Origin of the sequence: Paenibacillus sp. FSL R5-0527 (assembly GCF_038008055.1) — a bacterium.
GTDB classification, from domain to species: Bacteria; Bacillota; Bacilli; order Paenibacillales; family Paenibacillaceae; genus Fontibacillus; species Fontibacillus macerans.
Genome location: NZ_JBBOYI010000001.1, coordinates 4,397,747 through 4,412,609 on the forward strand (window position 1 = coordinate 4,397,747; position 14,863 = coordinate 4,412,609).

A 14,863-nucleotide genomic window follows, 5' to 3' on the forward strand; every position below is an offset into this window, starting at 1 on the left:
GGGCAAACCGTTTTGGGTGGGAAATGTTTATTTATCCGAGGCCAAAGCGGCCGCTATACATATAGCTTAGTCTGCTCCTTGTACATCCGGCTGTATCTTCCGTCTTGCCTGATTAAGGCAGCGTGTGAGCCATCCTCAACGATTTCGCCTTGATCAAATACCAGTATCCGGTCAACGATGCCCGCAATCCCCAGCCTGTGTGAGATCAAGAGTGTCGTTTTGTCTCCGGTAAGCTGGGTGAAATTGCGATAAAGGTCCGCTTCGGCCTCAGGATCCAGCGCTGCGGTCGGCTCGTCCAGAATCATGACCCTCACGTTGTTGCGGTAAGCCGCACGCATGATAGCGATTTTTTGCCACTCTCCCCCGGACAGATTGCTGCCTTCATCATTAAAGGTACCGATTACTTCATCAAAGCCGTTTGGTTTAGCGTGTATAAGGCCTTCTGCTCCGGCTTTCAAGGCAAGCTCATTTAGAGCAGCATCGTCATGGGCTCTCCGGTAATCCGATACCACAATATTTTCGCGGAGCGTCGTTTCATATCTGCCGAAATCTTGAAAAATCGCCGAAATGCTGCTTCTAACCTTGGCAAGCTGAGTCGCGATGTTTTCGCCGTTTACGGTAATTTCTCCGCTGTCCGGCTCGTATAAGCCGCAGAGCAAATTGACAAAGGTAGTTTTCCCCGACCCGTTCTCGCCCAGGATGGCCACCTTCTCGCCCTGCCGAATCGAGAGATTCAAATTCCGGATCGCCGGGGCATTAGCCCCGGGATAAGTAAAAGTGACGTTATGGAAGCAAATGTCGGCGTGGGCAAGCGGAACGGCATCCTTGTCCAAAGCATCGGCTTCCAGGTCCTCAAGCTCAAAGAAATCCCTCATGAATTTGGCATCGCCAACGAATTGAGCCGCAACGACAAGCAACCGGGCAGTCGTATCCTGCAATTGTCCAGCTAGCGTCAGGACGAGCATGAATGTGCCCAGCCCTGCAAGCGGATTCTGAAAAATTTCATGCACGACGATCAAAAGAACGGCGATATAGACACCGTTGCGCAATAGATCGGCAATGGAATTATGAAGCACATGAACCTTAGTCATATTATTTTTAATCCCTATGTAGTGGTTGGCCGACCTTTTCCACTTCCGCTTTAAATAATCGAACAATCCAAAATAACGCACCTCATTCAGTGTATGTTGGGCACAGCAATCATGAAAATAATGAATGACAAATGCCCCTTCCTTCATGAATTTCGTTTTGAACAGATAGTCCTCGTCCTTTTGCCTGTACGCCAGGAGGGTTGAGGGAAGGCAGGTAGCTATCAGCACAATTGCAATTGCCGGATGGACATTATAGAGCACAAACATAATACTGACAAACGTAATCAAGTGTTGTATCCATGCAATGATGCTCTGAATGCTTTGGGCCACACGAAATCCGGCATATGTATCCGCAAACACAATCTTCTCCTTGAAATTGTTGTAGTTCTCAATATATTTGTACTGGACACGGCAGGTGCAGCGCATTACGGATTCTTTGATGTAAGCCTGAATGTTCAAGGTGTCCAGATTGGCAAAATACCCCTGCAGTGCATGGAAACCCAACTGGGTGATATAAAGCAAAGCGAGCCATCCGAAGGTTCGCATTGCGCCGGCAAGCCTATCGTTGCCGTTGCCGTACAGCTCCTGTACCTGGTCAGTGAGTGAACTGAGAGTGCCCGAAATCATCACTGGAAACAGCGCAACAAAAAAACCGGCCAATTTGACGCACATAGAAGCTCGGCTCTGCGTGGTGAAGCTGACCTCAAGGGCTCTGATTAATATTTTCGGGGTAGCCCGCAATAAGGTGCCTCCCGGTTCCTGGATCTCTTGCTGCATTATAACACCTCCGCCTAGTTAACAGATTCGTACCACTGGGCCTGCTGGGCAAAAAAATCGGCGTACTGTCCCTTTAGGGACATTAATACCTCATGTGTGCCCGTCTCGACGATTTCCCCATCTGCCATCATAATAATTTTATCCGCCAACCGCGCAAAGCCAATGCGGTGGCTGATCAGAATTGCGGTACGTCCGCTCAATTTGTGCCGGATATCCATGAATTGTTCCATCTCGGCGATCGGGTCCAATGCCGCAGCTGGCTCGTCAAATATCAGCACATTTTTGTTGCTCATATGACTTCTTGACACGGCAATCCGTTGTTTCTCTCCTCCGGACAATTCTACTCCTTTTTTATCCACCGCTTTGCCGAGCATTGTATTTAATCCGTTTGGAAGCTTCGCCAGCACTTTCCACGCCCCGCCTTTGCGGACAGCCTCTTGGATAGCCTCCTGGTCTTCCCGACGCTCCAGATCGCCATAAGCAACATTTTCCGAGAACGTCGTATGGAACAAATAGAAATCCTGAAAAAAAACGCCGATCTGTCCGCGGATCTCTTCCGCAGAGTATTCGGAGAAGTGCTTTCCGTAAAGCTTGATGGACCCGGAAACCGGTGTATACATCCCCAGAAGCAGCTTCGACAATGTCGTTTTTCCGCTACCGTTTTTGCCGACAAGCGCAACAATTTCGCCTTTGCGGACGGAGAACGAGAGGTCTTTGATCACAGGCAAATCGGGTCTGTATCCAAAATATAGCTGTTTCACTTCAAATACGGGCGTCTCCTCCCCGGTCCCGGCACTTTCGGGAAGTTGCGGCGGTTGTTCCGTAAATGGAACGCGATGGAAAAAGCGGTATTGTTTCTGCAAACCAAACAAACCGTCGTCAAAACTGATCAAATTGCGGGCAAACCCGGAGAGTACTGTATATATATTTATGCAGAGCGTATATAAGACAACAAATTCTCCCGGTGTTATACGGCCTTTCGCCACCCCCTGCAGCGAAGTTATGACAATGGCAATCAGAAAACAAAAAAAACCGAGGCCGCCCACCAAATTACGTATTTCGGTATCCAGAAACAATTGTTTCTTGTACCCTCTTACATTCTTAAAGACATTGTTCCACTGGCGGATAATCATCTCCATGTTTTGATAGATTCTAATTTCCTTGGCTATCCCCGTATTCTGGGGCAATTTCTCAAAATATGCCGACCTGCGTTCATCCCTTCTTCTCTTTTGGGTATTGGCGCGCATCTTTTGGGTGAAGGTTAAATTAAATACTACCATTAGCGTAATGTAAAAGAGAGTAAAGGCAAATACGGTTTTGGATAGCGTAAAGGAGACAACGGCAAGGGAAGCCAGGGAAACCAGCTTGCCCAAAATGGCGCATGCACTGCTCATAAAATCCGTCAGTGAGCCTGCACGCCCAACGATAAAGCGGTATTCATCATTGATTTCGCTCTTCAGTAAATCCGTAATTTGTACCTTTTGCAGGCTGTCCATCAGCACCTCCTGCATTCCAACATAATAGGAATCATACATCATCATATAAATTAGATCAGCATTGACTCTAGCCGATAATCCAATGAACGTCATGATCATTCCCAAAGCAATAATCGGAGCGATGATTTCGTCATAACTGCCGGTTCGGTGGGCCAAAAAACCCGAGATGTAAGTCACGATCTCCCGGTTGAAATGCAGAGCAAGCGCAGGAAGCAAAGAAAGCGCTGCACTTAGGCACATCCATAGCAGCAGCACCTTATTATCGATTTTCCAGGCTAGCTTAAACGCCCAGCATATAGTCTTCCACTTATCTTTCGGGACACCTATGTTTCGTTTCATGTCGCCTCCAACGCTACAGAATTTGAAATGGATCGCTCAGGCAATGGCTTTGCTGCCCGGAAGCACTGGGTACAAATCCCCGGCTCGCCGTGCTTGCCGTCTTCAATAACCTGTACAAACTGCTGTACAGCTAAAAATGACAGCGAATCCGCGCCAAGCGATGAACATAAGTCCTCGGTGCTCATCCTTGCCAGCGGCAGTTCTTCCGGGCTTCTGATATCAATGCCGCAGGAGCAGCCGTTTAGAAACGGCGGCGAGCTGATTCTTACATGAATTTCACTGGCCCCCGCTGCTTTTAGCAGTTCCACCACATGGGAGCACGTAGTTCCCCTGACCAATGAATCATCTACTACAACCACTCTTCGGTTTTGAACGATTTCCGAAATAACCCTATATTTCAAAGAGGCTTTTGCTTCCCTTACAGCTTCGCTTGGCTGAATGAATGTCCGCCCCATGTATCTGCTGTGTAAAATGGCAGCTGCATAGGGAATTCCCGCGTGCTGCGCATAGCCCATAGCGGCAGGAATGCCGGATTCCGGAATTGCTACAACCAGATCCGCCTCTGCCCGCTCCACTTGAGACAGCCTTCTTCCCAATTCCATTCTTAAAATATGCAGTCGCACCCCGTCAAGATAACTGTCCTGCCTGCTGAAGTAAATAAATTCCAGTGAACATAATCTGCGCGGGAGTTTGAATTCCAGTTCGTCCCGGACCATTTCTCCACCGTCAAACAGGAGAATCTGCCCGGGCTTTAGCTGTTCCAGCAAATGTGCTCCAATCGTATCCAATGCACAGGTTTCCGAAGCCAGAATATAGCTACCGTCTTTGGCACCAAGCATAAGCGGCCGGTAGCCATAGGGATCCTGCACGGCGATTAGCACATCGTCGTACATGACAAGTAAAGCGAAGGCTCCTTCAAGCTTTGAAACGGCCGATTTGACCACCGATAATGGATGATTGGATAGGGCAAGCGCTAATAGCCGCAAAATAACTTCGGCATCGTTTGCGGTATGGAACGAAACACCGTCAGCTTCCAATGCAATCCGCAGTGATACCGCATTGGAAATATGTCCGTTGGTACAAATAGCGATGCGGTGAATGTCGTCCTGATAGAGTAAAGGCTGGGCATTACGCTCAATAATTCCTCCGCTTGTGGAATACCTGACATGACCGATTGCCAGGTTTCCGGGTGCCTGAAACCGGGGCAGGACCTCATCCACTGAACCGACGCCCTTATGCATAATGTATTCGCCTTCATTATGCACACAGATACCGCAGCTCTCCTCACCCCGGTGCTGCAGCGAAAGTAATCCCAACCGGGTTAAGCCGCATGCATCCGGATGTTGATAGACTCCGAAAATTCCGCATTCTTCTCTTATCCTTTTATCCGCGTACTCTTCCATATACCGGGACACCTTCTCCATTGTTAAATATCAGCCTCAGCGACAAGCCGCTGGAATACATTAATCAGGTCTTTGCTTTCCCTTCCAAACCTCATTCTGAACATGGGCGTATGATCGGTATATCGCTTGACGTGCTGCTTCAAGGCGATAACATCAGGTTTTGGATTGATCTCCAGCCAGTTCTGGTGATCATTCGGATCGTACATGAGTTGTTCCTGCAAGAGCTGTGCTCCCGTGTCGGCCGATATCTTCTCCACCTCGATGGATTCCGTCTTCCGAATGAGTGTCGGAAAGACGATAGCTTTAATATTTGCACCTTTAGAAATCGTGGTTGACAACAGCCTTTCCACTTCCTCAAGAGCAAAACTTATTTTTTTCTGTACAGACGCTTCATAATCGGAAGATTCCCTGGCTTCCAGCGCCGCTGCGAATTTGGAGGGGATCAGACAGCGGTATTTATCAATACCGCCAAGCGTACCCAGGCCGACGAACGGTCCCGCCAATACAGGTACGGCCCTTGCCTCGGGTGTTAGCAGGACGGCATCATTTCCCAGGTACATAGCGCTTCCCGCCGCAATCAGATTCATCATGACCGTTGTTTTTCCGGCACCTTTGTCTCCTGCAAATACATAGGCCCCGCCGTTATACTCCACCGCCGAAGCATGAATAAGTGCGGCACCGGCTTTTTGATGCTCGGAGGATACGATCTGCCTGATTAATTTTCTTGCAAAATTAAAGGGATCATCCTGGCTGACCCAGGCGTGTACCTGCCGTTCTTTATGGTTGATATATACCGCCCATTGCCGCTTTGCTTCCAAAAACCAACTCTCCTGCCGGTTCTGCCCTTTAAATCCCGCCATATCATGCTCCAGTTGGAGCAGCGCCGATCTATCCGTGTTCCGAATGCACTTCTCGAGCAGTTCGCTGCCGACGATTTTGAAGGTCCAATGCGCTGCAGCACCGGTTTCTTCATGAAGCGGATACATTAATGAGCAGTATTCCGTTAATTGGCGGCTTAACGCTTCCTCAGGTATCAGCAATCTGATGCTGCCTGTCCCGTAATTGAGCAGTGTTCCCGTTTCCATATTCCTTCTCCCCCTTTGTTCAGCAGGGTGAAGGGATGCATCGGTACGCTTCCCTTCACCCGAATAAAATACTGGTTTATAATGGCTGTCCGATCCAAGTGCACAAATAATCCTTATGTACCAAATGGACATTTTCCGGGAGATCGGGATTCTGTTCGAACCATGATTCCGGAACCTGCGCTGCCTTAGGACATAATGGGTCTCTGGCAAAAAGCGAGTGCTCTCCTGTCGTATGCAGATGATGCAGATAGGAACGTGCAGCACACCCCCCTCCGCAGCTTGCGATGATGTCGCAGCTTTGGCAGCCTTCGATCAGCTCGGGGTTGCGGTTTCTTCGGCGGAAAGTCTTGAATTGCGGAGATTCTACCAGTTCCAGCAAATCATCTTCTACCAGATTTCCGATCTTATAATCATGCAAATATACGCACGGGGATATCGGAATCTTCCCGTCCGGAGTAATGGAATGGATGCGGAACGACTTTCGGCCGCAAGGGCAGCGCTTCGACTTGCCGTAGTGGCTGATCCCTGCCAATGTAGGCTCCGTTAAATCCAGGCTTTTGCACAATGACATCAATTTGGAGAAGCCTTTATAATAAATGTCCGGCGTCAACGCAACTTCCATATGTTTCGCTTCCACAGGCTTGATCGGATTGATTCTTAAGTTGGCACCATAATGCCGGGCCAATTCCACAAGCGCTTCGATGCGGTCTTCTGTAAAATTCCAGGACATTGCGCACATCACAATGGTTACCTGCTTATTGTGTTTCTTGCACACCTCAAGAGCTTCAAGTGCCATGTTGTAGATTTTTCCGCCTCTGTTTTCGTTGTGCTCATGCTCATAGGGAGAATCCAAGCTGATATCAATGTCATTCAGCAGATGAAAGGCATATTTGAAGTGCTTCTCCAGATAAGTCAGGCTAATACCCGAAGTGGTAAGCCCGACATCGACATTATAGGCTGACAACTGTTCGATGATATATGGCAACAAGGTTTTTTGGGGAGATATGCCATTAGTGAACAACGGCTCATTGCCCCCTAAATTAATCGTTTTTGCACCAAGCCGCTTGATTTGATCCACAACGCGGTCCACAATCTCCGTTGTCAAATCCATTCCTTTAATGCGAGCCGAAGTGGAGTAGCAATGTTTGCATTTATAAGGGCAATCATTCCCCAGTGTCCAGCCAATATTCTCAATATCCACTTCGCATTCATCGGTTTCCGTATGCTCAATGGGTCCGACATTTCTTCGGTAGTGCTCCGTCGGATCCGGGATGGTTACAGTTTTATTCATAATCTACCTCCGTCATTTTGTCATATCCTTGGATTCAGAATATATCGCTTAGCGATTTTCGTTCATGAATGATCTTTACGGCATTGGCGAAATATTCGGCAACAGATACCACTTCGATTTTGGAGGACGTGGAAATGAAGGGGTTATCAACCGTATCCGTTACGAGCAGTTTTTCAATGGGGCTGTCCTCCAAGCGGAGCACTGCGTCTTCCCTCAATAATGAGTGGGTGACACAGGCAACGATGCGAGCGGCTCCGCGGCTCTTCAGCACCCGTGCCGCATCAATCAACGTTCCGCAGCTGATGGTAAAATCATCGACGAGCACTGCGGTCTTTCCTTCCACGTCGCCAATGATGTCAAGAACCTCCGCCTTCTCCGTATGATCCTTCCTTGTCTTATCCCCGATAGCCACGCTGCCGTTCAAGCAGCTGGCAAATTTGCGCGCTGTTTTGGCAAACCCGGTATCCGGGGACACCACCACAATGTCTTTCAGCCCCATAGCCCGGAGCCTGTTGCACAGAATCTCCATACTTTGGAGATGATCTACCGGTTTTTTGAAGAAACCTTGAATTTGCGGACTGTGCAAATCCATGGTTAACACTCGGTCGGCACCGGTAACTTCTATGCAATCTGCGCAAACTCTGGCACGGATAGACACCCGCGGCTCATCCTTTTTATCGCCTTTTGCATAACTGAAATAGGGAATGATTGCAGTCACGGTGCTGGCGCTCGCACGTTTGAACGCATCGATCCAAAACAGCAATTCCATAAACTCATTGTTGGGATCCATGCCGATGGTCTGCACAATGTATACATCTTTATCCCGCAAAGTCTCATGAATCTTGACAAATGTGTTCCCGTCGGAGAATTTCATTACCTCCGATTTTCCCGGCTCAATTCCTAAATGTCTGCACATATTTTTGGTGAAATCCTCATTGGCACTGCCCGAAAAAATTTTGATTTCTGTGTTGAAGCTACAGCTATAGGCCATGGTTAACTTCCTCCCTGATTTGACTGCCGATCGCCTGTTCCGATGAGCCTCCGATATGATTCGTTTTCAAATTCCGCTTCATAATCGGGCATAGTGGGAAATACTCTCTTTCCGCCGAACACCTTGGGTCTTTTCGTTTCCAATCGTTCTCCATCAGGAATGCATAGCCGCGGCATCCTCCTTGGCATTGGTCAAAGTTGCCGCAGCACTCGCACTCTTCCAGCCCGGTCAGAAGAGAATGATAGAAATCAGTATGTTTCTTTTGCCCGAGTACTTCCTTCAATGGATTGTGTCTTATGTTTCCCAGAGGATAGCCGGAATTCACCATGAGGATACAAGGCCATACGCTACCTTCCGATGTAATGATCAGATAATCATCCTTCCGGCCCAATTGACTGCATCCTGCTCCTGGGCCGGTGACAGCTTCGCGCCGGATGGGCGGCTCCGACAGCAGGTGATAGCCCTTCTCGACAATTACTTTCATGTTCATGTCGCGGGTCAATCCCGCAAGCCGGTCACAGAAACCAAGCCAATCCTCCCGTTCCACCAGCCAGCTCTCCAGCGCACTTCCCCTGCCGGTCGGCGAGAATAAAAAGACCGAGAACGCAGACACTTTCAGCTCATTCAAAAAATGGACCAACTCCAGCAAATCCTCCAGATTAAAAGCAAAGGCTACCGCATTGACCCTCACGTTGAATCCCATCTGCACGGCCTGCGTCACCGCCGTTACCGTTTTTTGAAAGCTGCCCCGGCATCCTCTGATCTCATCATGTTGCCCTTCCATTCCGTCCAGACTGATCATCAGTTCCCGGAGACCCGCCTGTTTCAGCTCGGTCAGCTTCGCTCCGGTTAGGAGCGTGCCGTTGGAGATCAATCTCAGCTTTAAGCCTCGGCTGTCGGCATAGGATATAATGTCGGTTAAATCTTTCCGCAGCAGCGGTTCACCGCCGGTAATGTGAAGATCCTCTAGCCCCTGCTCCTTCGCATCGTCTATGATGGTCCGGATCTCCATCAAGCTGAGTTCATCGTCGTTGGGAGCTCCCGAGTTAAACACACAATGCTTACACAACAAATTGCATCGGTTCGTAACATTTAAATCCAGTTCAAGCACGCTGTACCTCCCATCTGAATTGTTCCGCTTCTTAGCAGGAATACGGTTTATGAGTTGGCCAATATCTCACGGTGCTTTACAAGCTCCATAATGCTCTTATACAGAACCGGGGCCATCGATACAATCTCAAACCGGTTAATCCGGGCCTCCTCCGGCATGAGGCAGGGGATGGTGTCGGTAACGACCAGGCTAACATGGTCCAGTTCCTTAAGCAGCGAACAGTTGGTAATCAGAAATTTGGGGTGAACGCACACCAGTTCAATATCCTTCGCGCTTTTTTCATAGAGATATTGGATGCTGGTTTTAATGGTTTCTCCGGTTTCGATTTCGTTTGCAAAAAGCAGTACATTTCTTCCCTTAATATCGTCGCAGGTAAGATGCCAGGTTCTCCCTTCAGTCAGAGGATCTCTTTTACGGGAGAGGAATCCGCTGAAAGGAATCTTCAGCGCATGCGACAATTTCACGGCAGCGTCGATGTCGAGCAAATCCGCGGCGATAATGCTGGCCGTACCCCGGAACGGCTTTAACCGTTCTTGCCGATAACGTTCTACAAATACAGGTTTGGCGTCCAGATTATAAATGTTCCTCGACATGCTTTCCAAAGATCCCGAAAGCAGGTTCACTGAATAGATCGCAGATGCTCCCGCTTCACACATCAAGTCACACATCAGTTTGCTGGATATATTGGAATGGTCTTCATTTCTCCGGTTCGCTTTCTCGTAGGGGAAATAAGAAAGAAACAGATAAATGGTCAAGGCGCCGTTGCTCTTGAGCGTATCCAGCAGGATAAAAAGCTCAATCAGCGAACGATTAATATCAGCTTCCATGGAGTACAGAACGATCATGTGGGGCCGAATATTCTGCGGATCCATCTCGATGCTGATTTCATTGTTTCTAAAAATATTTCTTTTGGCCAAGCACATAGGTAAGTTAAGCCGGCTGCTCAGTTCCCTAAAGAGCGCATGCTGCTCTTTCTGCAGCATAGTTATACCGAATTCCATAGCTACTCCTTTCTATACCCTGCAAATGACAACCGGACAAATGGCAGAGGCGGCGTGCCCCTCCAATCTCCAATCGCATCCCTGGTTTTTGGTTATTGCGAGACAGCCTCCATTGTTGCGCCACTGGCATTTCTCGTTTAGCTCAAGCCTTAAATGATTTTCCAGTCCGGTCAACAGACAACATTCATAGGCCAAGCCGTCGGAATCGATTGACACATTGTCGGTCAAACTACCCAACACGCTGTCGATGTCACACAATTCCGCCCAATTGGGCTGATAATACGCTTCCAGCTCCAGCCTACTGGACTCTGCTGCAAACTGGTGAACGTATTCGTTCCACTGATCATAATCCGTATATCCCTGCTGGCTTCCAAGAGGCACCGGATACAGCAGCTGAACGGCCACCCGCTCTTTGGCCGCAATCTCAAGCAGCCTGCGTAATTCGTGTTCATCTTTCCAGAAGGGATAGATATAGAGCTTAAGCCGCTTGATCCCCAGCCGGGTCAGGTTGCCTAGCAATCCAATTGCCGTTTTAGAGTTCCCGTCATAGGAGATCCCCAGGGAGAAGGAAATTCCCCTAGATTCGCTTTGCACTGCAAGTTCCCCCAGCCTGTCGCCGAAACGGTTCAACAGGGTACCGTTGGTAACCATATTTACATGGATCCGCTTCTGAATCAGGTATTGAAGGATATCCAGCACCTGAGGGTGGAGAAGCGGTTCGCCGCCGGTCAAGGTTACTCTTTCCGGACGATACCTTTCGACTTGCTCGACAATGAATGCTTTGTCCAGAAATTCATTGGTTCTTCCGATGTAACAGTACTCACAGTCCAGATTGCATGCTCTGGTAATATTGATTCTTAGGGACAGCAATCAGGTAATCCCTCCTTGCTTTTTATTGAGAACAGTGTGCGTAAAGGATAAGATCTCGGGTACTAGAGTATTGAATTTGCACCTGTTTACACATTCCATGCATAAATTACACCGCTCATATCCGCGGTTATCTTGCAACAGCCTGGTGTATTTCTTGACTGGATAGTAAGTAATGGCGTAAAAAGCGATGAGGGGGTACAGCTTCAGCATCTCCGTGACTGCTACGTCCTGGGGACAGCAACCGCAAGCTCCACAGGAATCACAGAACCGCTCCCAGGCAGCGCTGCTTTCAAGTACAACTTGATCGACCAGCACTCTGTCGTCAGGCGAGAGTCCGCCTTTGGCGCTAAAAGCGATATTCTCGGCAAGCTGCTGCTCCCCGCTTACTCCCAGCAGTACGCGATGAACCTCCGGAACTCCCAGTGCATAGCGCAAGGCCAACTCCGGCGTCCGGAGAATGCCGGGGACAATCCGGTTTAAAATACTGGAATCTCTGCCGAATCTTCCGCCTCCCATAACCCCGTGGACATTGACCTCCACCGATTTCGAGCGAGCATACACAGCAGCCGGCAAGTTGGCCGTATGGAGCAGATTGAGCTCAAGGGTGACCGACTCGAATATGGAGGAATCAATCATACGGCAGATGGAAGCCGGCGAGTCATTTGCAGTGAAACCAACTTTATGAACCAAGCCCTTGCGCCGGGCATGGTTTATCCATTCAAACTGGCCTCCTCGGCCCCCGTATTGTTCGCATTGCTGAAGGGTCAATCCCCAGTACAAAAGAACATCCAGATGTGGAAGGTTAAGCATCCGCAGCAGTTCCTCGAGATGCAAGAAAAATTCCCGTTCACTGGAAATCGTCCAGTGAGGATATTTGTATCCGAATGTGAAAGCAGCGCGCGGATTGTGGCGCAGCACCTGGGATAGGAGAGTTACGCCTTGATGATTAACATACCGGGAGGCCATATCCACATACGGGATTCCTGCGCCAAGCGCTTCAGTGATTATCCGATAAGCCGTCTCCGGATCGGCAGGCAAGCTTGAGCCGCCGAGCCCCAGTCTTGTCACACCTTGCCTAACTGGTTCTGTATTGCCTATAATAGCCATAATACCTCCGCAACCTAAAGTCTGTTATTCAGAAACAGGTGCAATGATGGGGCGCTAACGTATTCAGCTGATCTGCCGTCAATACGCCCTGTTTAAAATCATGGACGAATGCATCCTTCAACAAAATGCATTTGCGCAGTTCACCTTCCGCTGTAATTCCCAGAATTCTAGTTCCCGCTGTGCAGCGTTCTTCGACCACTTGCGGAAAAATCCGCTTGGTGTTTACTTTCATTGAAGAATGACTCCTTAATGTGGTAATGGTTTCGCGGACCTGTTGCAGTTCTTCCTCGGTCAATTTCAGCCCGTTGCGGGCTTTCGGATTGGCTATATGCGATTCAATCAGGCCAAGAAAGGCCAGCGAATCCGCCCCCAGCTCTTGCGCGATCTCAAATACTTCCGGTAAACGTTGATAATTGTATTTGGTAACCACACACGTTAGATGGACCTGATGCCCTGCTTCAATAAGGGTCCGTATGCCTTTGATCGTACGGTCATACGCTTTGTCAGACCCGCGGCTTCGGTTGTGCGCCGCGGCATCGCCGTCAAGGGATACGGAGATTTCCGACAAATACTTCATCAGCTTATACGCGCTTTGTTCAGTAACCAGCGTAGCATTGGTACAAAGATCCATTTTGAAGTTCAGCCGCTGCGCCAGATCAAGGATATCAAACATATCTTTTCGCAGCAGCGGTTCACCCCCGGTGAATATAATATCGCTGACCGGCAATTCCTTAAGCTGATGCATAATTGCCTCGATTTGCGGGAAGGTAAGCTCCCGTGTTGGGCTGACGTGGCAGAACGGACAGTCCAAGTTGCATTTTGCCGTCAGTTCCCACAGAATCCGGTAGCCGGATTCTTCCTTGTTACGGAAGCAGCAATAACTGTCATAACACTCCGTTATGCCGGTTCCAACATTAACAGGCATTCTGATCAATCCTGCTTTGTTTGATTTTCTGGATCTGCAGCAAGTGATATTCATCGTGCATCAACAAGGAATCCACTGTATACTGCAGATTGACAGGCCCTCTTTTCTCATGAAGGCCTTTCCGGCTCCACGCATGCGGGTAGGATAAGAGCAGAAGTTCGCAGTTTCTGGCCCGCTCCCTTTGGAACGAAGCCAGTTGCAGCATCGTTGTATCTGCGGCATATGTATTCCACTCTTCTTCATCCACAAAGCTTTGAAACCGCGGTTCCTTGAGATAAAGCAGACTTCTGATATAATTTGTGGCAAATAACTGCTCATGATAGTCCAGGTGGTAGATAATCCCGGAAATGGACCGTTCGCAGATCTCGGTCTGGCAATTCAAAATTTCCGACCCCAGTCCTTCAATTTCTTGCTTAAGAAGCGCACCGTAAGCCGACAGTTGTTCTACCTTCTGTTGAATATCCGGCATGATTAGACCTCACTTTCCGTTTAAGCTTGACTTAGCCAATTTTTTTGTTCCCTGTGGGTATCAAGCGAATAATGCTCCCCGATTTCTTCCACTCCGGAAGTCAGTATATTTTTTTCTATACGGATATATTGTTCCTCGTACCGGTACAGATCCCCCTCCTGATCCATTATTACGCAGTATCCGCGGTTGCTGTCCCTGGAACGACCGGAAATTTGATAATGATGGTTTTGAATATTGTCGGTGCGCTCTTGTACCGCCTTATGGAATTCCTGTGCGTCCACCGAATAGAGCTGTTCATACTGTTTGGCCCGCTCCGCCGGTGAGAATTGATAAATTCTCCAAATAGTGATTATCGGATACTTTTCGATCAATTGCTGGATCAGAGGCAAATCAGCGAGATTTTGCTTTGTCGCCACCGTTCCGATTTTAACTTTAGGCTGCCAATTGAGCTTGCTCAGCATCTCGATGCATTCCATGACTCGCTTTTGCTGCAATTTCGACCTTAAATTCCCGGTAGTATCCTCTATTGAATCTATAGGAAGGCTAATGATGTCTACATAAGAATACACTTTCGCAAGCACATTGATATTGATCCCATTGCTGTAGAAGGTAACCTTTAATCCAAGTTCCTTGAGATACTGGACAATCTCGACGATATGGGGATGCATGGTCGGCTCACCGCCGCAAAGCGTGACCCATTCAAAATTCAATTGTTTAATGCGCCGCGCAATTTGTTTATAGTGCTCCAGTTGATACTGGTGCTCTTTAAAAGGCGGGGCATAGCAAAACTTGCAAACGTCATTACAACGGTTCGTGATGAACCAGTCGACAGAATTGATTGAACGTACTTGGTTCAGGAAGCTCGTTTCCGTTACATTCATGTCTTTTCCTCCCTTTATGGTTTATC

At 48.6% G+C, this 14,863-nt stretch carries 13 protein-coding genes; all 13 read right to left on the reverse strand.

The features are described from left to right. Nucleotides 1-53 precede the first annotated feature (53 nt). From NYE69_RS19345 to NYE69_RS19405, 13 genes are read right to left on the reverse strand one after another with little or no spacing between them, the layout of a single operon-like run. On the reverse strand, nt 54-1,868 hold the full coding sequence (locus NYE69_RS19345) for an ABC transporter ATP-binding protein (RefSeq protein WP_340927460.1): 1,815 nt from the start codon (nt 1,866-1,868) through the stop codon (nt 54-56). A gap of 14 nt (nt 1,869-1,882) precedes the next feature. Beyond that, nucleotides 1,883-3,703 (reverse strand): ABC transporter ATP-binding protein, encoded by a 1,821-nt coding sequence (locus tag NYE69_RS19350; protein ID WP_340927461.1) that lies wholly within the window; start codon nt 3,701-3,703, stop codon nt 1,883-1,885. Further along, complete coding sequence (gene purF / locus NYE69_RS19355; RefSeq protein ID WP_340927463.1) at nt 3,700-5,106, reverse strand: amidophosphoribosyltransferase; 1,407 nt, start codon at nt 5,104-5,106, stop codon at nt 3,700-3,702. Before purF ends, NYE69_RS19350 begins: the two co-directional genes overlap by 4 nt. Nucleotides 5,107-5,129: 23 nt before the next feature. Next, the gene (locus NYE69_RS19360; RefSeq protein ID WP_340927465.1) at nt 5,130-6,323 is read right to left on the reverse strand and encodes a hypothetical protein; all 1,194 of its coding nucleotides are present in this window, start codon (nt 6,321-6,323) and stop codon (nt 5,130-5,132) included. Next, nucleotides 6,268-7,482 carry a radical SAM/SPASM domain-containing protein gene (locus NYE69_RS19365; RefSeq protein ID WP_340927466.1) on the reverse strand — a complete coding sequence of 405 codons (1,215 nt, stop codon included), beginning with the start codon at nt 7,480-7,482 and terminating at the stop codon, nt 6,268-6,270. The genes NYE69_RS19360 and NYE69_RS19365 overlap by 56 nt, the downstream gene beginning before the upstream one ends. Nucleotides 7,483-7,516: 34 nt before the next feature. Further along, the gene (locus NYE69_RS19370; RefSeq protein WP_340927467.1) at nt 7,517-8,473 is read right to left on the reverse strand and encodes a ribose-phosphate diphosphokinase; all 957 of its coding nucleotides are present in this window, start codon (nt 8,471-8,473) and stop codon (nt 7,517-7,519) included. Further along, nucleotides 8,463-9,584: a radical SAM/SPASM domain-containing protein gene (locus NYE69_RS19375; RefSeq protein ID WP_340927468.1), complete on the reverse strand. Its 1,122-nt coding sequence runs from the start codon at nt 9,582-9,584 to the stop codon at nt 8,463-8,465. The genes NYE69_RS19370 and NYE69_RS19375 overlap by 11 nt, the downstream gene beginning before the upstream one ends. A gap of 47 nt (nt 9,585-9,631) precedes the next feature. Then, nucleotides 9,632-10,585, reverse strand: a complete 954-nt coding sequence (prs, locus tag NYE69_RS19380; protein ID WP_340927469.1) for a ribose-phosphate diphosphokinase — start codon at nt 10,583-10,585, stop codon at nt 9,632-9,634. Between the two features lie 12 nt (nt 10,586-10,597). Further along, nucleotides 10,598-11,455 (reverse strand): radical SAM protein, encoded by an 858-nt coding sequence (locus NYE69_RS19385; RefSeq protein WP_340927470.1) that lies wholly within the window; start codon nt 11,453-11,455, stop codon nt 10,598-10,600. Continuing rightward, complete coding sequence (locus tag NYE69_RS19390) at nt 11,456-12,562, reverse strand: aldo/keto reductase (protein ID WP_340927471.1); 1,107 nt, start codon at nt 12,560-12,562, stop codon at nt 11,456-11,458. A gap of 28 nt (nt 12,563-12,590) precedes the next feature. Continuing rightward, nucleotides 12,591-13,487, reverse strand: a complete 897-nt coding sequence (locus NYE69_RS19395; RefSeq protein ID WP_340927473.1) for a radical SAM protein — start codon at nt 13,485-13,487, stop codon at nt 12,591-12,593. After that, nucleotides 13,477-13,956 (reverse strand): hypothetical protein, encoded by a 480-nt coding sequence (locus NYE69_RS19400; RefSeq protein WP_340927475.1) that lies wholly within the window; start codon nt 13,954-13,956, stop codon nt 13,477-13,479. The genes NYE69_RS19395 and NYE69_RS19400 overlap by 11 nt, the downstream gene beginning before the upstream one ends. 20 nt (nt 13,957-13,976) lie before the next feature. Beyond that, nucleotides 13,977-14,837 carry a radical SAM protein gene (locus NYE69_RS19405; RefSeq protein ID WP_340927476.1) on the reverse strand — a complete coding sequence of 287 codons (861 nt, stop codon included), beginning with the start codon at nt 14,835-14,837 and terminating at the stop codon, nt 13,977-13,979. Between the last annotated feature and the right edge of the window lie 26 nt (nt 14,838-14,863).

Excerpts from the sequence above, each read along its gene's own strand:
- NYE69_RS19395 (WP_340927473.1), bottom strand. The coding sequence starts at position 13,487 with ATGCCTGTTAATGTTGGAACCGGCATAACGGAGTGTTATGACAGTTAT.
- NYE69_RS19345 (WP_340927460.1), bottom strand. The coding sequence starts at position 1,868 with ATGCAGCAAGAGATCCAGGAACCGGGAGGCACCTTATTGCGGGCTACC.
- NYE69_RS19365 (WP_340927466.1), bottom strand. The coding sequence starts at position 7,482 with ATGAATAAAACTGTAACCATCCCGGATCCGACGGAGCACTACCGAAGA.
- NYE69_RS19350 (WP_340927461.1), bottom strand. The coding sequence starts at position 3,703 with ATGAAACGAAACATAGGTGTCCCGAAAGATAAGTGGAAGACTATATGC.
- NYE69_RS19390 (WP_340927471.1), bottom strand. The coding sequence starts at position 12,562 with ATGGCTATTATAGGCAATACAGAACCAGTTAGGCAAGGTGTGACAAGA.
- prs (WP_340927469.1), bottom strand. The coding sequence starts at position 10,585 with ATGGAATTCGGTATAACTATGCTGCAGAAAGAGCAGCATGCGCTCTTT.
- NYE69_RS19370 (WP_340927467.1), bottom strand. The coding sequence starts at position 8,473 with ATGGCCTATAGCTGTAGCTTCAACACAGAAATCAAAATTTTTTCGGGC.
- NYE69_RS19360 (WP_340927465.1), bottom strand. The coding sequence starts at position 6,323 with ATGTCCATTTGGTACATAAGGATTATTTGTGCACTTGGATCGGACAGC.
- NYE69_RS19400 (WP_340927475.1), bottom strand. The coding sequence starts at position 13,956 with ATGCCGGATATTCAACAGAAGGTAGAACAACTGTCGGCTTACGGTGCG.
- purF (WP_340927463.1), bottom strand. The coding sequence starts at position 5,106 with ATGGAAGAGTACGCGGATAAAAGGATAAGAGAAGAATGCGGAATTTTC.
- NYE69_RS19405 (WP_340927476.1), bottom strand. The coding sequence starts at position 14,837 with ATGAATGTAACGGAAACGAGCTTCCTGAACCAAGTACGTTCAATCAAT.